We start from the raw sequence: 21,294 nt of genomic DNA, 5'->3' as shown, positions 1-21,294 counted from the left end.
GGGAGCGTCATTGTCGCCAGCCCTTTCGCGGCAGAACAGATACAGACGGTGCGGACAAGAGGCAGAACAGATCAGCCCTCGAACGCGAGAAACACCCGCCCGCCTTCGATCTTCACCGGGTAGCTGCGCAGGTCTTCCGTGAGCGGCGCGCACATCGCCTTGCCCGTGCGCACGTCGAAGCGCCCCTGGTGCAGTGGGCATTCGATCTCGTGGCCTTCGAGAAAGCCGTCGCACAGCCGCGCGTGGCCGTGCGTGCAGATGTTGTCGGTGGCGTGAATGCCGTCCTCGGTGCCGTAGAGGGCGATGTCCCTCCCCTGCACCTCGATACCCACCACGTCGTCGGAGGGAACGTCGTCGACTGCCGCGGCGTCGACCCAGGTCATCGTGCTCATGGTTGCTTTCAGATGGGGTAGATGATGGAGTTCGGGATCATTTCGCTGTCGAACACGCACAGGCGCGTGGCGAACTTCAGGCCCTCGGGCGTGGGCACCACGGTGTCGAGGTAGCGCCCCACGTTGAACACGGTCGAGGCCTGGTCGAGCTTGGTGCGGAACACCGCGTAGTTGGCCTCGCTGTGAATCGTGCCGTTGTCATCGACCTTGTGCACCAGCGGCAGTCCGACGACGTGGCGCTGGTAGTACGGGTCGTGGAACAGCGTCTCCTTGATGCCGTAGACCCGGTCTTCCAGCATGCCCCGGCTCTCGAAGGAGAGCGTGGCCAGCGGCAGGTTGCGCTCGTGGTTCTCGCGCGGCTGCAGGCGGTAGCTGCATTGCTCGATGAAGAACGCGGGCCACAGGTCCCAGTTGCCGGAATCGACGGCATGCGCGTAGGCCGCGTAGAGCCGCGACAGATCGAGATAAGTGTTGGCGTCGAGGTTCGTCATGCTTCCATCACCTCGCGCCAGTAGCGATACATGCCGCGGATCAGCGTCTCGGTCACCATATGGTCAGTGTTCTCGACCTCGCGTCCGCCGAGCTCGGCCAGCGTGCGGTGGAAGGGCTTCTGCTCGAAGCCCTCCTGCGAGAACTCGATCACCTCGCCGTCGTCGGCCGAGACGAAGCCGGCTGGCCCGAACAGATTGGCCTGGCGCAGGCGTCGCTGCGTCATCTCCTCGGTGTCGTCCGCGAAGCCGAAGTGCGTCCAGACGAAATCGAAGGCGTCGTGCCCCACCGGCTGGATATGCCGCGTCGACACGCTGTTGACCTGCTGCTGCAGGATCAGGCTCGGAAACAGCGTCATCATCACCGCGGTCGGCCCGCCCCACCAGGGCTCGGGCACGATGTCGAGAAAGCGCGGATCTTTCAGCTGCATGCTCTCCTTGAAGCTCGACACCTGCGTGACCTGCGCAGCCTTGCCGGCGTTGCCGCGCGTGGAAATCATGGCGGCGTGGCGGCCGCGAGCGTCCATCTTCAGCTCCGACTTGTTGTCTGCGCGCCAGAGCCCGAAAGTGACGAACCAGGTGTGCAGCAGGCCCGGGTGATACGGGTCCTTGATGTTCTCCTGCATGAGCTTCCAGTTGCCCGGAATGCGCTGGCGGTTGTAGCCGAGGATGGTGAGCTTGCGCCCATCGAACAGGCGGTCGAAGTAATGAAGGATGTCGGGGCCGAGGAAGTCTTCGAACGACTCGATTTCATGGTCGAACGACGCGAACACCACGCCGCCGCGCGAGGCCACCTTGAGCTTGGTGAGGCCGTGCTCCTCGGTCTTGAAGTCGGCCGGCATGCCGCCGTTGACCTTGCCGTCCTGCTTCACGCCGCGGCGAAACGGCACGCCCTGAAGGTCGCCCTTGAGCGTGTAGTTCCACTGGTGGTAGGGGCAGACGAACTCTTTTCGGTTACCCTGGCGCTCGCGGCAGAACTGCATGCCGCGGTGAGCGCAGACGTTCTCGAAGACGTGGATGGCACCCTCCTCGTCGCGCGACATGACGACCGAGCGCTCGCCGATGGTGGTGCGCTTGAAGTCGCCCGGGTTCGGGATCTCGGCTTCCAGGCCGACGTAGCACCAGTGCTTTTCGTAGAAGAAGCGCTGCAGCTCCTTCTTGTGCAGTGCCTCGTCGGTATAGGCCATGAAGGGAATGCGGCTGCTCTTTTCGCTTTCCCATTTCAGCTCGATGGGGAACACGGCTTGCGTGGTCATCGCGGGTCTCCTTTTCTTTTTTCGTGGGTCTTTGCTTCAGGTGCCTTGCAGGTAGAAGGCATCGGCATGGGTTTGCTCGGGGGCAAGGCCGCGTCCGCGCACCAGTTGCGTCACGGCTTCGACCATCGGCGGCGAGCCGCAGAGGTAGGCGCGCCAGCCATCGAGGCTGCCGGGCCAGTCGGCGCGGATGGCATCGGTAATGAGGCCGACGCGCTGGCCGTCGCGCGAGGGGCCGGTGACGACGATCACGTGGACGTTCAGGCCAGGGTGCTGCGCCTGCAGCTCGCGCAGTTCACCCAGGCCGTAGACGTCGGCATCGGAGCGCACGCCCAGGTAGAGGTGAATGGCCTGCTTGAGCCCCGCCGCGATGGCGCCCCGCACGATCGACAGGATGGGCGCCAGCCCCGTGCCACCCGCTGCGCAGAGCATCGGCCCTCGATGCTTCGTGCGCAGGTAGGCCGTTCCCAACGGCCCGCTCACGCGCACAGAATCGCCTACGCACAGTTGCTCGAAGATGTGCGCCGTGACTCGCCCGCCGGGCACCCTGCGCACGTGGAATTCAAGCTCCGAGTCGTGGCTCAGCCCCGCCATCGAATACGGCCGCGCCAGGTCGGGCGCGAATTGCAGCTGCGCATACTGGCCTGGAGAAAACTCCAACGGCTTGTTCGGCTTCAGGCGCAGGCGCCGGATGTCATGCGTGAGCACGTCGATGCCCGTGACAGTGGCCTTGAGGATGCGCGCCGGGTGTACCACCACTTCGTCGGGCTCCGGGATCTCGATGGCGCAGCTTTCGGTCAGCGTGCTCTGGCAGGCCAGCACGTAGCGCTCGCCTTGCCCGTCGGGCCGGATCGCGTCCTGGCCAGCGTCGAGCACCTGGCCCGAAACCACCTTGCAGCGGCAGGTGCCGCAGCGCCCCGACATGCAGCTGTACGACACCGGCACATGGTGCTCGCGCAGCACTTCGAGCAGGTTCGCGCCGGGGCGAACTTCGAGGGTACGGGCAAGGGGGTGAATATGCAGGTCCATCGTGGGGTTCTCTTGCGCCGGCGTCATGGCCGGCTTGTCTCTGGGGCCGGATGATGCGCGGCCGCTGCCAATTGACCAATAGAATTTGGTGAATCCTCTGCATCACCACGATGAATAAAGGTGCGCCATGCAACTCAAGGACATCGACCTCAACCTGCTGCTGGTGTTCGACCGCATGCTGGCCGAGAAACGCGTGTCGGCCGTGGCCGAGTCACTCGGGCTCTCGCAGCCGGCCATCAGCAATGCGCTGGCGCGGCTGCGCAAGCTGCTGGGCGACGAGCTGTTCCTGCGCACTGCGCGCGGCATGGAGCCCACGCCCTTCGCGCTGCAGCTGGCCGAACCGGTGGCCTACGCGATGGGCGCGCTGCACACGGCGCTCAACCAGCAGGTGGTGTTCGACCCCGCCACGAGCACGCGCGGCTTCACGCTCGCGATGACCGACATCGGCGAGATCTACTTCACGCCACGGCTGATGGAGGCGCTGTCCGCGGCAGCGCCCGGCGTGACCATCAGCACGGTGCGCAACAACACCGCGACCAGCCTGCGCGATGAGCTGGAAGCCGGCCACGTCGACATCGCCATCGGCCTGCTGCCGCAGCTGAAAGCCGGCGTGTTCCAGCGCCGGCTGTTCCTGCAGCGCTATGTGTGCATCTTTTCAAAGGAGCATCCGCTCGCACGCAAGCGCAGCGTGTCGCTCAAGGACTTCAGCGCGGCCGACCACGTGCAGGTGCAGGCGGCCGGCACGGGCCATGGCAAGGCCGACGACGTGATGGCGGCTCAGGGCATTCACCGGCGTATCAAGCTCAAGGTGCCGCACTTCGTGGCCATCGGCCACATCCTGCGCTCCAGCGACATGATCGCGACCGTGCCCGAGCGGCTCGCGCAGAGCATCGCCGAGCCTTTCGGGCTGGTGTGGCGCCCTCACCCGGTGGCACTGCCGCAGATTGCGATCAATCTGTTCTGGCACGCGAAGGCGCACCGCGACCCGGGCAACCAATGGCTGCGCGGGCTGCTGTTCGACAACTTCGCGGACGGCGATTGATCGCGACTGGCAGGGAGACGCGGCACGCTCGCCTCAGGCGACCGCAGTGTTGTCAGGCCACCGCCCCAGCACCTCGTGCACGCCCTCGCCGACGTGACTGTCGATCAGAACGAGTGAACCTGCGGTCCACCGGACTGGCGCTTCGAGCGCGTGCTTCTCGAGCTTGCGCCGCGCGTAGGCGACGGTCATGTGCGGCGTGAATGAGCGCGAGGGTTTCAGGCCGGCATCGGCCAGTGCCTCGCCCAGACGCTGCCTGAAAGCCCGCAGGGCTGAGACGCTCTCCTCATCGTCGGCGCACAGCACCAGCGCGCCTTTCGCGTAGCTCATGGATTTCTCGAAAACGACATCGAATACCGGCACAGGCACCGAGGCAGCAGCGTTCGAAGCCTGCGCCACCTTGTCGGCCGGCACCTGCGCGTAGTCGCCGAGATCGAACAGCGTGACATGCAGGCGATGCGCCTCGACCAGCGTTCCCTTCAGGGCGTGTTGCGAATTCATGCGCTCGCCGAGCGCGGCGATCATCGCGGCGTCTTGCATGTCGGGGAGCAGTGCGAAAAAGAGTGCGTGCGGCAGTGGTTCCTTGCGGAGCACCTTGCTTCGTGGACGCGGCAGGGGCCGCGGCGGGGGATCGATTCCGGGAAGAAAAAGCTGTTCTGGCATTGCTCCGATCATCGCGCATCGAGAGTGCGCTTCATGAGCCCTTCAGCAAGCACAAAGCTCTTCTTCAGATTGGAATTTGAGAATCGTCGCACGCCGGTGACCGGGTTAAACAGCCGGTCACGCGTCGCACAAATCTCAACAGCTCCAACCAGGAATTTCATCTTGAAGCATTCGCTTGCCTGCTCTGCCCTCGCCGCACTTTTGCTCGGCACCACTGCCATCGGCGCGCACGCCGCCGCTCCGAACGCAGATACCGGACTCTATGTAGGCGGCGCCATCGGCCGCTCGAGCTACAGCCTGCCGTCGTCCAACCGCGTGCCCGTGCCGTGGGGCGGCGAGAAGAGCAGCAAGGCCGGCACGGCCTACAAGCTCTACGGCGGCTACAGGCTGACGGAAAACTTCGGTGTGGAAGCCGGCTATGCGCGCCTCGGCCGCGTAAGCCAGTGGAGCTCGGGCGGCGCCTACTCCCGCCTGCAAAGCGGCACGGGCCAGGTCTTCTACGCAGCCGCCACCGCGCGCCTGCCGCTGGGCGATTCCTTCGCCATCAACGGCCGCCTCGGTGTTTCGCGTGGACGCATTTCCGGCGACAACAACTGGGTGCCGGTCAACCAGCGCATCTCGGGCAGTTCGACCGGCGTGATGGCGGGCTTCGGCGCGGAGTACCGCGTGACGCAGAACCTTGCCATCACCGCGGACTACGACTACTTCGGCAAGCTGTCGAAGCAGGCCAAGGGCGGCATGCTGACGGTGGGTCTGAAGGCGAGTTTCTGAGCAAGAAGAGTGGCGCGCCGCCAACCCGAGAAGTCATCCTGCGGGAGGACTCGCTCGGTTACTCGGAAGGGAAAGCGGGCAGTGGCCCCTCGGAAGCAATATCCGTCCATGCGCTTACAGCCTTCCAGCGCTCGGCAGCGGCATTTCTCGCCGCGTCAGCTCCAAGTGCTCCTTGGAATGCGTCCGAGCCGAGGAGGATGTGAGGCGGCAGACGATCGGCTCCAGCGACACCGACTACAACCTGCGCGACCTTTTCAGGATCGCTTGGTTCATTGCCCCAATATGCTTCCAGTTGCCGGACGGTTTCCCCAACCGAGGCTTCATAGTCCGGCAACATGGCAGGCACGCTTCCAAACGCTCGCTTACCCCAATTCGTGCGCATGCCGCCTGGTTCGAGTGCGGTCACTTTGACTCCAAACGATGCGGACTCAAGAGCGACGGTTTCGGCAAAGCCGCCTACCGCCCACTTGGCAGCAACGTAAGCAGCATTGCCGGCCAAGGCCGACCTCCCACCGACGGACGAGATCTGGATGATGTGACCACTCCTCTGTTGGCGCATCACAGGAAGGGCAGCCCGCGTGAGGTTCACGACACCAAAGAAATTGGTTTCCACAACACGGCGAAAGTCGCCCGATGAAACCTCTTCAAATGGCCGCGTTTCACCAAATCCCGCATTGTTTACGAGAACATCAAGGCGCCCAAAAGCAGAGATGGCAGCGTCTACCGCTGCGACGCCCTCTCGCTCATCGGTAACGTCGAGACGGACCGGGATGACGCGGGAACCATAAGACTTGACCAAGTCATCCAACTGGCTCACATCACGCGCAGTCGCGACGACGCGGTGGCCCGCCTCCAGCGCTTTAGCTGTGATTGCCCGGCCCAAGCCGGAGCCGCTACCCGTAACAAGCCATACCTTAGACATATTCGATCTCGTATCCATCAGTTTGTGATGGGGTCTGACTCTATGCATGGCTGCAGGTGGTCGGTAGCCTGATCCTTCCCGATCATTGCCTGATCGTCTTGCCGGGCGCGGATTTCTTGTCCGAGCAGCAGCCCGCTGGGCACAATGACTCCATGGTTCTGATAAATGACGCCCAGCTTCAGCTGGCTCGGCCCGATGAAGATTCGGAGGGCGTGTGGCTGCGCGCGCGCCTTCGCTCACATCTATTGGCGCGCTTGCCTAAAGCTGGCGACCACGTATCCGCGTTGCCCGGCCTGACTCTGTATCGCCGCGATGGCCCCACCGAACCCGCCTCGATGCTTTACGAGTCCAGCGTCGGCTTCGTCGTTCAGGGCCGCAAGCGTGTCGTCCTGGGCTCGGATGCCTATGAATATGACGCGGCCAAATTTGTCCTGACGGCGGTGGATCTACCCACGATCTCGCATGTGCTGGAGGCCAACCCCAGCCGCCCCTGCCTGTCCATGATGTTGAAGCTGGACTTTGCCTTGGTGCAGGCGATCGGAGGGGAGATCGACCTGCAAGGCATCGCCGCGACGAGCAACGCCGAATCCGGCATGACTTTCGGGCACATGACCACGGAACTGCTTGACGCTTTCGTGCGACTTTCCGCGCTTGCTGACAAACCGCAGGACATCGCGATCATGGCGCCGCTGGTGCTGCGCGAAATTACATATCGCCTGCTCATGGGGCCGTCGGGCGGTCATCTTCGTCGCATTGCCAGACAAGATCCCCGGCGCGACAAGATCCTGACTGCAATCGCTTGGCTACGCGAGCATTACGCTGAAGCGATCCGCATCGAGGATCTGGCGGAAATAGCGGCAATGGGTGTTTCGACTCTGCACCATCACTTCAGCGCCATCACGCACATGAGTCCGCTGCAATATCAAAAGCACATTCGGCTCCATGAAGCACGACGTCTGCTGTTGACCGAGGGGCTGGACGCGACCTCCGCCGCGTATCGTGTCGGCTATGAAAGCGTGACCCAGTTCAGTCGCGAGTACAGGCGGCTGTTCGGCAATCCGCCCATTCGCGACATCGCACTGCTACGCGGCGACTTGGATGAACAGCCCGGCAATCCCTGAACGATTTCGGAGTCAGTGGCGGCGATTGCCGGCGTCCCGGAGAGCCCGCTGCCACTGCTCGATTTCGTCACTCCCACTCGATCGTCGCCGGCGGCTTGCTCGAAACGTCGTACGTCACGCGATTGATGCCCCGCACTTCATTGATGATGCGGCCCGACACCTTCTTGAGCAGCGCATAAGGCAGCTCGGCCCAGTCGGCCGTCATGAAGTCGCTGGTCTGCACGGCGCGCAGTGCCACCACGTAGTCGTAGGTGCGGCCGTCGCCCATCACGCCCACGCTCTTCACGGGCAGGAACACGGTAAAGGCCTGGCTCGTGAGGTCGTACCAGGTCTTGCCCGTTTCGGCGTCGGTGAAGTTGCGCAGCTCCTCGATGAAGATCGCGTCGGCGCGGCGCAGCAGGTCGGCGTATTCCTTCTTCACTTCACCGAGGATGCGCACGCCCAGGCCCGGGCCGGGGAACGGATGGCGATACACCATCTCGGGCGGCAGGCCGAGTGCCACGCCGAGTTCGCGCACTTCGTCCTTGAACAGGTCGCGCAGCGGTTCGAGCAGCTTCAGGCCAAGCTGCTCGGGCAGGCCGCCCACGTTGTGGTGGCTCTTGATGGTGACGGCCTTCTTGCTCTTGGCGCCGCCAGACTCGATGACGTCGGGATAGATAGTGCCCTGCGCCAGGAAGGTCGCACCCTTGTGGCCACCGTCGCCCGCCTTGAGCTTGGCGGCCTCCTGCTTGAACACGGTGACGAACTCGCCGCCGATGATCTTGCGCTTGGCTTCAGGGTCGCTCACGCCTGCGAGCTTGCCGAGGAACAGGTCGCTGGCGTCGACGCGGATCACCTTCGCGTGCAGCTTGCCTTCGAACATCTCCATGACCATGTCGCCCTCGTTCAGGCGCAGCAGGCCGTGGTCGACGAACACGCAGGTCAACTGGTCGCCGATGGCGCGGTGGATGAGCGCGGCTGCCACGCTCGAATCCACGCCGCCCGAAAGGCCGAGGATCACTTCCTCGTCGCCCACCTGCTCGCGGATTTTCTCGACGGCTTCGGCGATGTGGTCGCGCATGACCCAGTCGGGCTTGGCGTCGCAGATGCCGAGCACGAAGCGCTCGATGATCGCCTTGCCCTGCACGGTGTGCGTCACTTCGGGGTGGAACTGTAGCGCGTAGTAGCGGCGCGCCTCGTCGGCCATGCCGGCGATGGGGCAGCTGTCGGTGCTTGCCATGAGCTTGAAGCCCGGTGGCAGTTCGGTGACCTTGTCGCCGTGGCTCATCCACACGTTGAGCATGCCGTGGCCTTCAGGCGTGGTGAAGTCGGCAATGTCCTTCAGCAGCGCGGTGTGGCCATGGGCGCGTACGGCCGCGAAGCCGAACTCGCGCTTGTGGCCGCCCTCGACCTTGCCGCCGAGCTGGTGCGCCATGGTCTGCATGCCGTAGCAGATGCCGAGCACGGGCACGCCGAGGTCGAACACGGCCTGCGGTGCCTTGTCGGTGGTCTCTTCGTACACGCTGGCGTGGCTGCCGGAAAGGATCACGCCCTTGAGGTGGCCGTCGGCGGCGTATTGGCGCACCCATTCATCGGTAACGTCGCAGGGGTGCACTTCGCTCAGCACGTGCGCCTCGCGCACGCGGCGTGCGATGAGCTGCGTGACTTGCGAGCCGAAGTCGAGGATGAGGATCTTGTCGTGTTGCATGGCGAAAGGACTCAGAGCGTTGAAATGTCGAACAGCTTGACGCCCGCTTGCGGCGCCGCCTGGATGAGGTGCTCGTCGAAGGTGGCGAGCGGGAGATTGAGCGACTTGGCGAGCCAGAGGTAGCCCGCGTCGTAGAGAGAGACGCCGGCATCGATGGCGACCGCGAGCACAGCCTTGTGCTGGGCCGGCGCGAGTTCATGCAGCTCGACGCGATGGCGGATGGCGTCGAGCACGCTCCACAGCCCTTCGACCGCGGACGCCGGAATGCGGCCGCTGCGTACGCCATTGGCAAGAATGTTGGCGCATTCCCACTGCCAGGCGTTGGGCGCCTGCGGCTCGACCTCGTCGCGGCGGATGGCGGCGTAGAGCTTGCGGGTGTGTTCGCTGGCCATGTCGGGCAGCAGCCAGGCGGCGGTGACGGAGGCGTCCATGACGAAGGCTGTCACGATTGGCGCCCTTCGTCGAGCAGGGCGCGCAATGGCAGGCCGGGTTGGATGGTGGCGTGCAGCGCGTCGATCTGGCCGAGTTCGCGCTCGATCTGCTCGTCGGTGATGACCGGCTTGCGGCGCACCGGCAGCATGCGCACGACTTCCTTGCCGTGGCGGGTGATGCGAACCTCCTCGCCCTTTTCGACCAGGTCGATCAGGGCCGAGAAGTTGTTCTTGGCTTCAGCGATGCCGATGGATTGCATTTGGGCCAGAAAATTTGAATCTGGCCCAAATTCTAAACCCATTCTGGCCTGACTTTCAAGGTCTGGCCAGAATGGGCTTCAGGCCGGCGCCGGGCCGTCCCAAGGCGGCCTGCGGCCCCCTCGGGGGACAGCGACCCACACGCAGGGGGGAGCGTGGGGGCCAGACTACTCAGCGCGGTAGTTCGGCGCTTCCTTCGTGATCTGCACGTCGTGGACGTGGCTCTCACGGATGCCGGCCGTGGTGATCTCGACGAACTCGGCCTTGTTCTGCATGTCCTCGATGGTCGCGCAGCCGCAGTAGCCCATGCTGGCGCGCACGCCGCCAGCCATCTGGTAGACGATGGAGACGATCGAGCCCTTGTAGGGGACGCGGCCTTCGATGCCTTCGGGCACCAGCTTGTCGGTGTTGGGGTTACCGGTGGTCGATTCCTGGAAGTACCGGTCGGCACTGCCCTGCTGCATCGCGCCGATGGAGCCCATGCCGCGGTAGCTCTTGTAGCTGCGGCCCTGGTACAGAACGATTTCGCCCGGTGCCTCTTCGGTGCCGGCGAACATGCTGCCCATCATGACGGTGCTTGCGCCGGCCGCGATGGCCTTGGCGATGTCGCCCGAGTAGCGCACACCGCCATCGGAAATCAGCGGAATGCCCGTGCCCTGCAGCGCGGTGGCGACGCTGTCGACCGCCATGATCTGCGGCACGCCCACGCCGGCCACGATGCGGGTGGTGCAGATGGAGCCCGGGCCGATGCCGACCTTGACCGCGTCGGCGCCGGCGTCGGCCAGCGCGCGCGCGGCGTCGCCGGTGGCGATGTTGCCGCCGATGACTTCGACCTGCGGGTAGTTTTTCTTGACCCAGCGCACGCGCTCGATCACGCCAAAGCTATGGCCGTGGGCGGTGTCGACCACGATGGCGTCGACGCCGGCCTTCACCAGGGCTTCGACGCGCTCTTCGGTACCGTCGCCCACGCCGACCGCAGCGCCCACTCGCAGGCGGCCGTTGGCGTCGCGTGCTGCATTGGGGAAGCTGGTCTGCTTGGTGATGTCCTTGACGGTGATGAGGCCCTTGAGCTCCCAGTCGCCGTTGATGACGAGCAGCCGCTCGAGCTTGTACTTGTTGAGCAATGCCTTGGCTTCGGCCAGCGTGGTGCCGTCGGGCACGGTGATGAGCTTCTCGCGCTGGGTCATGATTTCGCTGACCGGCACGTCATAGCGATTCTCGAAGCGCAGGTCGCGCCCCGTCACGATGCCAACGACCTTGCCGCCGTCAACCACCGGGAAGCCCGAGATGCCGAGCTGGTCTGACAGCGCCATCACCTGGCGCACCGAGTGCGTCGGGGTGATCACCACCGGGTCGCGCAGAACGCCCGACTCGTAGCGCTTCACGCGGGCCACTTCGGCGGCCTGCTGTTGCGCGGTGAGGTTCTTGTGCACGATCCCGATGCCGCCCTCTTGCGCGATGGCGATCGCAAGGCGGGCTTCGGTCACGGTGTCCATGGCCGCCGAGACGAGCGGCAGGTTCAGCGTGATGTTGCGGGAGAGTTTGGTGGCGAGGGAGGTGTCCTTGGGCAGGACCTGGGAGAACGCTGGCACCAACAACACGTCGTCGAAGGTGAGCGCTTTGCCGAGAAGGCGCATGGGTGAAGCTCCAAAAGACGGATTGTAACGAGGCGCCCGACCTGTTCGCCGGCCCGGGCTTTTCATGGGCGTTGCAAAACTACCTAAGCGGGATGTTGCAAAAAGTAAGGCCCGGCTAAACTTCGGGGATGAAATTCGTGCACTGGCTGGTACTGGGATGTGTCGTTGCGCTGCCGCTTTCGGCAAGCGCGCAATGGCAATGGCTCGACAAGAACGGCAAGAAGGTCTTCAGCGATCAGGCGCCACCGCCCGATGTGCCCGAGAAGAACATCCTGCGCCGCGTGGGCCCGCCGCCAGCGGCGCGCTCCACTGCGAACCCCAACGTCGATGCGCCGCCCGCTGAAGGTACGCCGGCCGAGGCAACTGCACCGGCCAAGACGGCGGGCACGCCGAAGCCGACTGGTGTCGACAAGGAACTCGAGGAAAAGACCAAGAAGGCCGAGGCCGAAGCAAAGGCCAAGGAAGCCGCAGAAGCCGCCAAGGTCGCAAAGGCCAAGGCCGACAACTGCGCTCTCGCACGCCAGGGCAAGGCCACCGTCGACAGCGGCATGCGCATTGCCAAGGTCAATTCGCAGGGCGAGCGCGAGATCATGGACGACGCCGCGCGCGCCGCCGAGCAGAAGCGCCTTCAGACGGTCATCAACAGCGACTGCAAGTAGCCCGGCAGCTCGAGCTCAGTAGCCGGCCTTGCCGCCCTTGCGGCGATTCGCGAACAGGCCGGTTCCCTTCGAGCCCTGGCGCTGGAAGCGCTCCCGGCGCGCCACCTTGGGGTCCACTGCGAGAGGGCGGCACAGCTCGATGCGGTCGCCGTCCTTCAGGGCCTGGCCCCACTCGACCACCCTGCCCCAGATGCCCGGCGTCATCGCATGACGCCAATCCAGGTCCGGAAAACGCAGCGAAAGATCGCTGGCCCGCACCGCATCGGCCAGTGTCGTCTCGGGCAAGAGCTGCAGCACCTGCTCGAACACCTCGCGTGCCGCGGGCGAGCAGCTCAGCGTGACCTCGATGGTCATCAGGGTGCGCCGTAGACCTGCTCGGCGCGCTTGACGAAGGCTTCGACAAGACTGGAGGCGATGGTGTCGAACACCGGTCCGACCAGCGCCTGCAGCGCGAAATTGCTGAAGCCGTAGCTCATGTGCAGCTCGACGCGGCAGGCGCGCTCGCCCTGCTCGCCCACAGGCACGAACTTCCACTTGCCGTCGAGGTTGGAGAACGGCCCATCGACCAGCTTCAGCTGCACCTCGCGCCCCGGAACATGGGTGTTGCGGGTGGTAAAGCTCTGGTGCAAACCGGCAAAGGCCAAGCCGACCTCGGCCGTCATGCCGGCCTCGTCCTGCTCGATGATGCGGGCCTTGTCGCACCAGGGAAGAAACTGCGGATACCTCGCCACATCGGTGACGAGCGCATACATCTCTTCGGCGCTGTACCAGATGAGGACGGACTTGTTGACTGTTTTCATAGAATCGACACAGCGTGCGCGACGGATTGTATTGAAGCCATGCAGCCCCCACATTCCCGAGTCATGGCCACAAAGAAACAAGATACCTCCTCCCGCATCGCCGACAACAAGAAGGCCGCGTACAACTATTTCTTCGAAGAACGCTTCGAGGCCGGCATGGTCCTCGAAGGCTGGGAAGTCAAATCGCTGCGCGAAGGCAAAGTGCAGCTCACCGACGGCTACGTGGTGATCCGCAATGGCGAACTGTTCGTCGTGGGTTGCCAGATCAACCCGCTCAAGAGCGCATCCACCCACGTCAACCCCGATTCGGTCCGTACCAAGAAGCTGCTGCTGAAGAAGGACGAAATCCGTCGCCTGATCGGCAAAGTCGAGCAAAAGGGCTACACGCTGGTGCCGCTCAACCTGCACTGGAAGGCCGGCAAGGTGAAGTGCGAGATCGCGCTCGCCAAGGGCAAGGCCGAGCACGACAAGCGCGACACCATCAAGGACCGCGAAGGCAAGCGCGAAGTCGAGCGCGCAATGAAGAACCGCAGTCGCTGAATCTTTTTTGCGGGCAATGGAATAAAAGACGGGCTGCGGGCGTTTGTGCGGTTGTCACCGGACCACCGGTGTCGCCACACACAACCCAGGAGTCTTTCCATGTCGCCTTTTCGCGCATCTTCCGCCGTATTGCTGAGCGCCGTTCTCGCGCTCCCCGCCTTCGCCCAGCCCAAGCCCGCCGACGGCGCGCTGGTCGGTGCGAACGGCATGACGCTCTACACCTTCGACAAGGACACGGCCGGCAACGGCAAGTCGGTCTGCAATGGCGGCTGCGCCACCAACTGGCCACCTTTCATGGCCGCCGACAGCGACAAGCCGAGCGGCGACTTCACCATCGTCACCCGCGACGACGGCAAGAAGCAATGGGCCGCCAAGGGCTGGCCGCTGTACTACTGGGCCAAGGACACCAAGCCGGGCGACAAGACCGGTGACGGCGTCAACGGCACCTGGAAAACCGCCAAGCCCTGACCGATCGATCCACGCTCCATGGACGCCCGCCTGCTGGTCGAGCACATCCCGAGCCTGCGCCGCTATGCGCGGGCACTCACGGGCAATGCGTGGGCGGCCGACGACCTGGTGCAGGACACGCTGGAGCGCGCCTGCAGCAAATGGCGTCTGTGGGTGGTGGGCAGCGACCTGCGCGCGTGGCTCTTCACCGTCATGCACAACATCTTCGCGAGCCAGGTGCGCCGCACGCCACCACCCCATGCCGTGGTGCCGCTCGACGACCTGCCGCACGAACTGCAGGGCGGCGTCGATCCTGGTCGCGACCAGGGCACCAGCCTCGACCTGCAGCGCTGCCTGATGCAGTTGCCGGACGAACAGCGCGCCGTGCTGCTGCTGGTGACGCTCGAAGACCTGTCGTATGCCGAAGTGGCCAAGGTGCTCGGCATCCCGGCCGGCACGGTGATGTCGCGCCTGTCGCGCGCCCGCGTCCGGCTGCAGGAACTGATGGACGGCGCATCGGCGCCCGTTCGCCCCGGCCTGCGCCGCCTCAAATGAAACCCGCCGCACCATGAGCCGCCCCGCCCCGCCCCCTACCGACGACGAGCTGCACGCCTGGGTCGATGGCCAGTTGGCCGCCGATCGTCATGGCGCGGTCGAGGAAGCCATTGCCAGCGATCCCGCCGTGGCCGCCAAGGTCGCTGCCTGGCACACGCAGCGCGATGCCTTGCGCCGGCTGCATGGCGAACTGCTCGACGAACCGATTCCCGCTGCCCTGATGGGCGCACTCGATCGGCATCTGCCGCGAACGGCACGGCACGTCTCCTGGCTTCGCTGGGGCGGCATGGCGGCAGGTCTGCTGATCGCCTTCGCTGCCGGCTGGCTCGGGAATGCCCAATGGTCCGCGCCGCGCGGCGGCACGCAACTGGCCAAGGTGCCGGCGGTGCGCGAATTCGTGCACGACGCCTCGGTCGCGCACGCCGTCTACGCACCCGAGAAAAGACACCCCGTCGAAGTGGCTGCCTCCGAGCAGCAGCACCTGGTCCAGTGGCTCTCCAGGCGCCTCGACAGGCCGCTGAAGGTGCCCGACCTCTCCACCCAGGGCTACACCCTGGTCGGCGGCCGCCTGCTGCCCGGGGAAACCGGCGCGCGCGCCCAGTTCATGTTCGAAGATGCGGCCGGCGAGCGCGTGACGCTCTACATCGGCACGCTGGACGCCAATGCCGCCGGAGCCACCGCCGCACGCGAAACCGCCTTCCGCTTCGCCTCCGAAGGCCCCGTGCCCAGCTTCTACTGGGTCGACCAGGGCTTCGGCTATGCCCTCGCCGGCAAGCTGCCGCGAGAAGTTCTGCTCAAACTTGCGACGCTGGCCTACCGCGATTTGTCGTAACGACCGCATAAACTGCCGGTCGCGCAATCACATTGCCTGGCTTTCCGTCACCTGGCTTGTTTTCGCGATTTTTCAACTGAAGGAGAAACTGCATGAAATTGCTCAGCGCCTCGATCCTCGCGGCGGCCCTGCTCGCCGGCTGCGGCGGCATGTCCAACAAGACCGCCAGCGCCCCCGACACGCCAACCCGCACCGCCGACGGCGTGCTGGTCGGACCGAACGGGATGACGCTGTACACCTTCACCAAGGACACCGCCGGCTCCGGCACCTCCGCCTGCAACGCCCAGTGCGCCGCCAACTGGCCCGCGCTCGCCGTGGCCGACACCGCCAAGCCCATCGGCGGCTACACCATCATCATTCGCGAAGACGGCAAGCGCCAGTGGGCCTACAAGGGCTGGCCGCTGTACTACTGGGCGAAAGATGCCAAGCCCGGTGACAAGACCGGCGACGGCGTGGCAAACGGCGCCTGGAAAGTCGCTCGTCCCTGATCCATCAAGGATCTGACGCAAGAACGCCGGCGCCTGCCGGCGTTTTCTTTTATCGGCTTTTCCCGGCGTTTCCCGGTGTAGAGGCCGGCACCACCCACGGCAGAATCCCCGCATGAGCTCTGACGCCAATCCGGATGCGTTCCTCGCCCTGCTGACCCAGGGCCTGATCAGCGACGCACAGCACGACGCCGCGCGCGCCCACCCCGAAACCGCCGCCCTTCCCCCGCTCCCCAACCCGGCCCATGCGCTGGCCTGGATGCGCGTACGCGGCATGGTCACCGAGGAAGAACAGAACGCGGCGCTCGACAAGATCGGCGACGACGCCCCGCACGCCGACGACGCGGCGGATACCGCCATCGATGCCGACGACCTCATCGAGTTGGCCGGGCAAGGCATCACGCACGAGGCAATCGAGGTGCTCTTCAGGGACAGCCTCATCGACGCCGAGACGCGCGACATGGCGCTGACGGAAACGCCGGTCGTGGGCACCGTGGCTGCGTCACCCGTGGCCACGCTGGCCTGGCTGGCAACCGAAGGCCCGCTCGAAAAGGAACGCTTCGACGCCCTGAGCGCCCAGGTCGCCGCCGAGCCGGCCTTTGCCATGGCCGCCGAGCGCACGCGCATCGTGAACGAGGCACAGGCCCTGATCGAGGCCGACGAGCAGGCCATCAAGGCATGGCAGGCTCGCGCGCAACGCAGCCGCCGCATCGGCGCGTGGAAGTTCATCCTGGCCGTGGCGGTGATCGGCGGCGGCCTCGGCTGGTACCTGTTCGCCCCGGCGAGCGTGCCCGCCTGCGACGCCGCCTCCACGCGCAAGACACTCGACAGCCTCATGCGCCGCGTGACCATGGACGTGCGCATGCGCCACCTCGACCCGAACGCCGGCACCGTGATCGAAACGCCCTCCGTCGGCAGCATGCGCGAAGTCGGCTACCGCAAGCCGGAGCGCGTGCGAGGCTGCGTGGCGGTCATGACGCGGGGCGACAGCAAGGAACCCATGGCGTACACCATCGGTCCCACGGAGCCGAAGAGCGACGAGATGGTGGTGCGCGGCGCGGACGTAGCCATCGTCGAGGCACGCTTCGGGCACCTCGACGCCGATGGCAGGCCGCTCTACAACGCTGAGCCCATCGGCCGCGAGGCGATGGAAAAAGCCTTCCGCGAAGGCGCGGCGCCGCTGAGCGCGGCACGATCGGCTTCGGCCATGCGCATGCGTCCGCGCACCGACTCGGGCCTGGTGCGCAAGGACCCGAACCGCTCGCGAGAAATCGCCGAGATCGAGCCCACGGGCCCCTGCCGCAAGCTGGACGATGGCATGGGCCACACCTGCCCGCTGGTCATCGAATACAACGACAGCCTGCTGGGCGCCCTCTCAGGCAGCGACACCTCATTGCCCGTGACCGGAGAATTCACCTTCGTGGAAGACAACGGCAACTGGCGCGTCAGCGACGACTTTCCGAAGACCTTCGTGCGCAAGGTGCTCGAAGCGCGGCTGAGCAGCATGGGCGTCACCGACGCAGCCATGCCGCAGTAGGCAGAAGCGCCAGTCGATCAGTGCGCGCCCGGCACCGCGGTGTCGGCGACCGTGGTGCGCCGGCCGCGCAGCGCCAGCAGTTCGTTGAACACCAGCGCGCCGATGACCAGCACCCCGCCGGTCAGCACGCTTGCTGCAGGCTGCTCGCCCGCACCAATCCAGGCCAGCGCGATGCCGAAAATGACTTCCAGCAAGGCCAGCAACGCGACTTCAGGCGCCTTCAGCACCTGGGCGCACAACACCGACAGAACGCAGGGAATGGCGAGCTGGAACACGCCCAGGAAGGCCAGCAGCCCAAGGTCGTGAGCGCTGGCCCGGAACGGCCATGCAAAGGGCAGCGTGAAGAGCGCCGTGAGCACCGCGCCGATGAGCACCGCAGGCACCAGATCCACCTTGTGGCCCTTCGCCTGCGCGTGCTGAACCACGGTCCAGTTGGCCGCGCCCGCCAGCGGCACGCACAGCGCGAGCAGCGTGCCGGCCAGCGATCCGCCCCCGCCCTGCATGAGCTGCGTGCCGTACATCCAGCCGATGCCCGCACCCGCGACCACGATGGCCAGCCAGGTGCGCGCGGGCAGCTTATGGCCGATGAAGAAGCGCGCCGCCAGCGCCGTGAGCAGCGGCCCGAGCGACATGGTGACGAGCACGCTGGCCGTCGAAGCCAGCGTGAGCGCGACCATGAAGGCCGTGAACATCACGGCCCAGCACACGCCCGAGATCCAGAGTTCGCGCCCGCCGCGGCGCAGTTGCGAGAACACGGCGCGGCCCCGCCAAAGCGGCAAGATCACCAGCAGCGCCAGCGTCGTGAAGAGGCTGCGCCAGAAGGTGATCTCGAAACTGTGCGCCTGCGCCAGGTGGCGGGTGACGACGCCCGCCGTGCCCCACATCAGGGTCACGACGACCATCAGCCAGACGGCGCCGCCGTGCGTCAGGCGCATGGCAAATCGACGGAGTCGATCAGCCTTGCGACGTATCGCGGCCGGCGCGCTTGCGCTCGTGTTCCTTCAGGTAGCGCTTGCGCAGGCGCACGCTCTTGGGCGTGATTTCGACCAGCTCGTCGTCCTCGATGAATTCCACGCCGTATTCGAGCGTGAGTTCGATCGGGGGCGTGATCTTGATCGCGTCTTCCTTGCCCGAGACGCGGAAGTTCGTCAGCTGCTTGGTGCGCGTGGCGTTCACCACCAGGTCGTTGTCGCGGCTGTGGATGCCGACGATCATGCCTTCGTACACCGGGTCGTTCGCCTTCACGAACATGCGGCCGCGGTCGTCCAGCTTGCCCAGGGCGTAGGTGAAGATTTCACCGTCGTCCATGGAGATCAGCACGCCGTTCTTGCGGCTGCCGATGTCGCCCTTGTGCGGCTCGTAGCTGTCGAAGATGTTGCTGATGAGGCCCGAGCCACGCGTCAGGTTCAGGAATTCGTTCGTGAAGCCGATCAGGCCACGCGCCGGAATGCGGTATTCGAGGCGCACGCGGCCACGGCCGTCCGGTTCCATGTTGACCAGTTCGCCCTTGCGCTCGCCCAGTGCCTGCATCACGCCGCCCTGGTGCTGGTCTTCGATGTCGGCCGTCACCAGTTCGATCGGCTCGTGCTTCTCGCCGTTGACGGTGCGGAACACCACGCGCGGCTTCGACACGGCCATTTCATAGCCTTCGCGACGCATGTTTTCCAGCAGGATGGTCAGGTGCAGTTCGCCGCGACCCATCACTTCGAAGATGCCTTCTTCGTCGGTTTCGTTCACGCGCAGCGCAACGTTGTGCTGCAGTTCTTTCTGCAGGCGGTCCCAGATCTGGCGGCTGGTGACGAACTTGCCTTCGCGGCCGGCCAGCGGGCTGGTGTTGACGCAGAAGTTCATCGTCAGGGTCGGTTCGTCGACCTTGAGCATCGGCAGCGGCGCGGGGTTCGCGGGGTCGGTCACGGTAACGCCGATACCGATGTCGGTGATGCCGTTGATCAGCACGATCTCGCCCGGGCCGGCTTCAGTGGCCTGCACGCGGTCAAGGCCCTGGAAAGTCAGCACCTGGTTGACGCGGCCCTTGATGGCCTTGCCGTCCGGGCCTTCCATCACCACCACGTCCATCATCGGCTTCAGGGTGCCCTGGCTGATGCGGCCCACGCCGATGCGACCGACGAAGGTCGAGAAGTCGAGCGCGGAAATCTGCAGCTGCAGCGGCGCGGCGGGATCGCCCTTTTGCGCCGGCACGTGCTTCAGGATGGTGTTGAACAGGGCCGACATGTCGGGGCCCCACTGCTCGCCCTGCGCGCCTTCTTCCAGCGACGACCAGCCGTTGATGCCCGAGGCGTACACCACGGGGAAGTCCAGCTGTTCGTCGGTCGCGCCGAGCTTGTCGAACAGGTCGAAGGCGGCGTTGACCACCTTGTCGGGGTTGGCGCCCGGCTTGTCGACCTTGTTCACCACGAGGATGGGCTTCAGGCCGAGGGCCAGCGCCTTCTTGGTCACGAAGCGCGTCTGCGGCATCGGGCCTTCCTGCGCGTCGATCAGCAGCACCACGCCGTCGACCATCGACAGCGCGCGTTCCACTTCACCGCCGAAGTCCGCGTGGCCCGGGGTGTCGACGATGTTGATGTGCGTGCCTTCCCAGGTCACGGCGCAGTTCTTGGCCAGGATCGTGATGCCACGTTCCTTTTCGATGGCGTTGTTGTCCATTACCGTGTCGACCACTTTCTCGTGCTCGGCGAAGGTGCCGGACTGGCGCAGCAATTGGTCGACCATCGTGGTCTTGCCATGGTCCACGTGGGCAATGATGGCGATATTGCGAATTTGCTTGGTACTCATGGTGTCGCTTCGGTCTGTTGTGCGTTCAAAAGAATTTGCTGGATTTCGATGGGGTTCAGCAAGCGCCCCGGGATCAATTCGCCGGCCGTTACATGGGCTGTGCCCAGGAACGCCCGCGGGTCGGAGCCGAACACGGCCACCTCATCGGCATCGGCCCAGCCGCCACGGCGGCGCAGGCCCGAAAGAAAACGTGCCGCATCTTCCACGCCGAGCGTGACGCGGCTGTGGCCATCCACCAGGGCTTCGGCAGGCAGGAGTTGTGCCAGGCGCTCTTCCTCGTCCATGGCTTCGAGCGCTTCGAGCGTGATGCACTGGGCCTCGACGAAGCCGCCCGTGGCGGTCCGGCGCAGCGAGCTCAGGTGTGCACCACACCCAAGCGCCTCGCCGATGTCTTCGCCGAGGGTGCGGATGTAGGTGCCCTTGCTGACGGAGGCCAGGATACGGATGACGTCGTCGCCGATCGCGCTGAGTTCGAGCTTGTGGATCACGACGTCGCGCGGTGCCCGCTCGACTTCGACGCCCTCACGCGCGTATTCGTACAGCGCCTTGCCGTCCTTCTTGAGCGCGCTGTGCATCGGGGGCACCTGGCGGATCGGGCCGGTGAACTGTGCCTCGACGCGCGCCAGGTCTTCAGGCGTGACGTGCACCGGCCGCTCGGCGATCACTTCGCCCTCTGCATCGCCGGTCGCGGTCTTGATGCCCAGGCGAGCCGTGGCCTCATAGGTCTTGTCGGCATCGAGGTGCAACTGGCTGAATTTGGTGGCTGCGCCGAAACAAAGCGGCAGGACTCCCGTCGCGAGCGGATCGAGCGTGCCGGTGTGGCCTGCTTTTTCCGCGCGCAGCAACCACTTGGCCTTTTGCAAGGCCTGGTTGCTGGAGAGTCCCAGCGGCTTGTCGAGCAACAACACCCCATGCACAGGGCGCCGCTGCACCCTTGTGCGTGGCGCGTTCATGG

Annotated in this window: 26 protein-coding genes; 10 read left to right on the top strand and 16 right to left on the bottom strand. The window is 65.3% G+C overall.

What is annotated here, in order from left to right; translation table 11 throughout:
- Positions 1–71: 71 nt before the first annotated feature.
- Genes ACZYSP_RS01400 through ACZYSP_RS01385 form a run of 4 tightly spaced genes read right to left on the bottom strand, consistent with a single transcriptional unit; the run spans position 72 to position 3,162 of the window.
- Entirely contained in the window at positions 72–392 is a 321-nt protein-coding gene (locus ACZYSP_RS01400) for a non-heme iron oxygenase ferredoxin subunit (RefSeq protein ID WP_093074550.1), read from the bottom strand.
- An 8-nt stretch (positions 393–400) separates the two neighbouring features.
- Positions 401–883 carry an aromatic-ring-hydroxylating dioxygenase subunit beta gene (locus tag ACZYSP_RS01395; RefSeq protein ID WP_093054805.1) on the bottom strand — a complete coding sequence of 161 codons (483 nt, stop codon included), beginning with the start codon at positions 881–883 and terminating at the stop codon, positions 401–403.
- Positions 880–2,136, bottom strand: a complete 1,257-nt coding sequence (locus ACZYSP_RS01390) for an aromatic ring-hydroxylating dioxygenase subunit alpha (RefSeq protein WP_093074552.1) — start codon at positions 2,134–2,136, stop codon at positions 880–882. The genes ACZYSP_RS01395 and ACZYSP_RS01390 overlap by 4 nt, the downstream gene beginning before the upstream one ends.
- A gap of 36 nt (positions 2,137–2,172) precedes the next feature.
- Positions 2,173–3,162, bottom strand: coding sequence for a 2Fe-2S iron-sulfur cluster-binding protein (locus tag ACZYSP_RS01385; RefSeq protein WP_093074554.1), 990 nt, complete (start codon positions 3,160–3,162; stop codon positions 2,173–2,175).
- Between the two features lie 127 nt (positions 3,163–3,289).
- On the opposite strand from ACZYSP_RS01385, the gene ACZYSP_RS01380 reads away from it, so the two are divergent.
- Entirely contained in the window at positions 3,290–4,204 is a 915-nt protein-coding gene (locus tag ACZYSP_RS01380) for a LysR family transcriptional regulator (protein ID WP_093074556.1), read from the top strand.
- Positions 4,205–4,237: 33 nt separating this feature from the next.
- Here ACZYSP_RS01380 and ACZYSP_RS01375 read toward each other — a convergent pair whose 3' ends face one another.
- Both ACZYSP_RS01375 and ACZYSP_RS01370 read right to left on the bottom strand, forming a co-directional pair.
- Entirely contained in the window at positions 4,238–4,864 is a 627-nt protein-coding gene (locus ACZYSP_RS01375; protein ID WP_093074558.1) for a 2'-5' RNA ligase family protein, read from the bottom strand.
- Positions 4,865–4,872: 8 nt separating this feature from the next.
- Complete coding sequence (locus ACZYSP_RS01370; protein ID WP_177192722.1) at positions 4,873–5,025, bottom strand: hypothetical protein; 153 nt, start codon at positions 5,023–5,025, stop codon at positions 4,873–4,875.
- A 1-nt stretch (position 5,026) separates the two neighbouring features.
- Between ACZYSP_RS01370 and ACZYSP_RS01365 the strand changes: the two genes are divergently transcribed.
- On the top strand, positions 5,027–5,635 hold the full coding sequence (locus ACZYSP_RS01365; RefSeq protein WP_176928782.1) for a porin family protein: 609 nt from the start codon (positions 5,027–5,029) through the stop codon (positions 5,633–5,635).
- Between the two features lie 58 nt (positions 5,636–5,693).
- Here ACZYSP_RS01365 and ACZYSP_RS01360 read toward each other — a convergent pair whose 3' ends face one another.
- Positions 5,694–6,557 (bottom strand): SDR family NAD(P)-dependent oxidoreductase, encoded by an 864-nt coding sequence (locus ACZYSP_RS01360; RefSeq protein ID WP_093075231.1) that lies wholly within the window; start codon positions 6,555–6,557, stop codon positions 5,694–5,696.
- Positions 6,558–6,613: 56 nt separating this feature from the next.
- Between ACZYSP_RS01360 and ACZYSP_RS01355 the strand changes: the two genes are divergently transcribed.
- Positions 6,614–7,678 carry an AraC family transcriptional regulator gene (locus tag ACZYSP_RS01355; protein WP_093074562.1) on the top strand — a complete coding sequence of 355 codons (1,065 nt, stop codon included), beginning with the start codon at positions 6,614–6,616 and terminating at the stop codon, positions 7,676–7,678.
- Positions 7,679–7,745: 67 nt separating this feature from the next.
- On the opposite strand, the gene guaA is transcribed toward ACZYSP_RS01355, so the two are convergent.
- The 4 genes from guaA to guaB form a co-directional block, all read right to left on the bottom strand.
- Positions 7,746–9,365 (bottom strand): glutamine-hydrolyzing GMP synthase, encoded by a 1,620-nt coding sequence (gene guaA, locus ACZYSP_RS01350; protein ID WP_093074564.1) that lies wholly within the window; start codon positions 9,363–9,365, stop codon positions 7,746–7,748.
- 11 nt (positions 9,366–9,376) lie between these two features.
- The gene (locus ACZYSP_RS01345; RefSeq protein ID WP_093054789.1) at positions 9,377–9,796 is read right to left on the bottom strand and encodes a type II toxin-antitoxin system VapC family toxin; all 420 of its coding nucleotides are present in this window, start codon (positions 9,794–9,796) and stop codon (positions 9,377–9,379) included.
- Positions 9,797–9,807: 11 nt separating this feature from the next.
- The gene (locus tag ACZYSP_RS01340) at positions 9,808–10,056 is read right to left on the bottom strand and encodes a type II toxin-antitoxin system Phd/YefM family antitoxin (RefSeq protein ID WP_093074566.1); all 249 of its coding nucleotides are present in this window, start codon (positions 10,054–10,056) and stop codon (positions 9,808–9,810) included.
- A gap of 165 nt (positions 10,057–10,221) precedes the next feature.
- Positions 10,222–11,691, bottom strand: a complete 1,470-nt coding sequence (gene guaB, locus ACZYSP_RS01335; protein WP_093054786.1) for an IMP dehydrogenase — start codon at positions 11,689–11,691, stop codon at positions 10,222–10,224.
- 128 nt (positions 11,692–11,819) lie between these two features.
- Here guaB and ACZYSP_RS01330 point away from each other — a divergent pair, with 128 nt between their 5' ends.
- Positions 11,820–12,350 (top strand): DUF4124 domain-containing protein, encoded by a 531-nt coding sequence (locus ACZYSP_RS01330; protein WP_093074568.1) that lies wholly within the window; start codon positions 11,820–11,822, stop codon positions 12,348–12,350.
- 15 nt (positions 12,351–12,365) lie between these two features.
- Here ACZYSP_RS01330 and ACZYSP_RS01325 read toward each other — a convergent pair whose 3' ends face one another.
- Together ACZYSP_RS01325 and ACZYSP_RS01320 are read right to left on the bottom strand one after the other, a co-directional pair.
- Complete coding sequence (locus tag ACZYSP_RS01325; protein ID WP_093074570.1) at positions 12,366–12,704, bottom strand: RnfH family protein; 339 nt, start codon at positions 12,702–12,704, stop codon at positions 12,366–12,368.
- Positions 12,704–13,150 carry a type II toxin-antitoxin system RatA family toxin gene (locus ACZYSP_RS01320; RefSeq protein WP_093054780.1) on the bottom strand — a complete coding sequence of 149 codons (447 nt, stop codon included), beginning with the start codon at positions 13,148–13,150 and terminating at the stop codon, positions 12,704–12,706. Before ACZYSP_RS01320 ends, ACZYSP_RS01325 begins: the two co-directional genes overlap by 1 nt.
- 63 nt (positions 13,151–13,213) lie before the next feature.
- On the opposite strand from ACZYSP_RS01320, the gene smpB reads away from it, so the two are divergent.
- From smpB to ACZYSP_RS01290, 6 genes are all read left to right on the top strand, one after another.
- Positions 13,214–13,690 (top strand): SsrA-binding protein SmpB, encoded by a 477-nt coding sequence (smpB, locus tag ACZYSP_RS01315; protein WP_007832247.1) that lies wholly within the window; start codon positions 13,214–13,216, stop codon positions 13,688–13,690.
- Between the two features lie 99 nt (positions 13,691–13,789).
- Entirely contained in the window at positions 13,790–14,158 is a 369-nt protein-coding gene (locus ACZYSP_RS01310) for a COG4315 family predicted lipoprotein (RefSeq protein WP_093054778.1), read from the top strand.
- A gap of 18 nt (positions 14,159–14,176) precedes the next feature.
- Positions 14,177–14,692: an RNA polymerase sigma factor gene (locus tag ACZYSP_RS01305; RefSeq protein WP_093074572.1), complete on the top strand. Its 516-nt coding sequence runs from the start codon at positions 14,177–14,179 to the stop codon at positions 14,690–14,692.
- Between the two features lie 13 nt (positions 14,693–14,705).
- Positions 14,706–15,524, top strand: coding sequence for an anti-sigma factor family protein (locus ACZYSP_RS01300; protein WP_093074574.1), 819 nt, complete (start codon positions 14,706–14,708; stop codon positions 15,522–15,524).
- A gap of 92 nt (positions 15,525–15,616) precedes the next feature.
- Positions 15,617–16,012, top strand: a complete 396-nt coding sequence (locus ACZYSP_RS01295; protein WP_093054772.1) for a COG4315 family predicted lipoprotein — start codon at positions 15,617–15,619, stop codon at positions 16,010–16,012.
- A 112-nt stretch (positions 16,013–16,124) separates the two neighbouring features.
- Positions 16,125–17,546 carry a hypothetical protein gene (locus ACZYSP_RS01290; protein ID WP_093074576.1) on the top strand — a complete coding sequence of 474 codons (1,422 nt, stop codon included), beginning with the start codon at positions 16,125–16,127 and terminating at the stop codon, positions 17,544–17,546.
- Positions 17,547–17,563: 17 nt separating this feature from the next.
- On the opposite strand, the gene ACZYSP_RS01285 is transcribed toward ACZYSP_RS01290, so the two are convergent.
- Genes ACZYSP_RS01285 through truB form a run of 3 tightly spaced genes read right to left on the bottom strand, consistent with a single transcriptional unit; the run spans position 17,564 to position 21,292 of the window.
- Positions 17,564–18,481, bottom strand: coding sequence for a DMT family transporter (locus tag ACZYSP_RS01285; protein ID WP_093074578.1), 918 nt, complete (start codon positions 18,479–18,481; stop codon positions 17,564–17,566).
- A gap of 19 nt (positions 18,482–18,500) precedes the next feature.
- Positions 18,501–20,339, bottom strand: coding sequence for a translational GTPase TypA (gene typA, locus ACZYSP_RS01280; protein WP_093054766.1), 1,839 nt, complete (start codon positions 20,337–20,339; stop codon positions 18,501–18,503).
- Complete coding sequence (truB, locus tag ACZYSP_RS01275) at positions 20,336–21,292, bottom strand: tRNA pseudouridine(55) synthase TruB (RefSeq protein ID WP_093074580.1); 957 nt, start codon at positions 21,290–21,292, stop codon at positions 20,336–20,338. Before truB ends, typA begins: the two co-directional genes overlap by 4 nt.
- Positions 21,293–21,294: the final 2 nt, after the last annotated feature.

Source organism: Variovorax sp. F042 (assembly GCF_057814215.1).
This window is presented reverse-complemented; position numbering and strand designations above follow the sequence as displayed.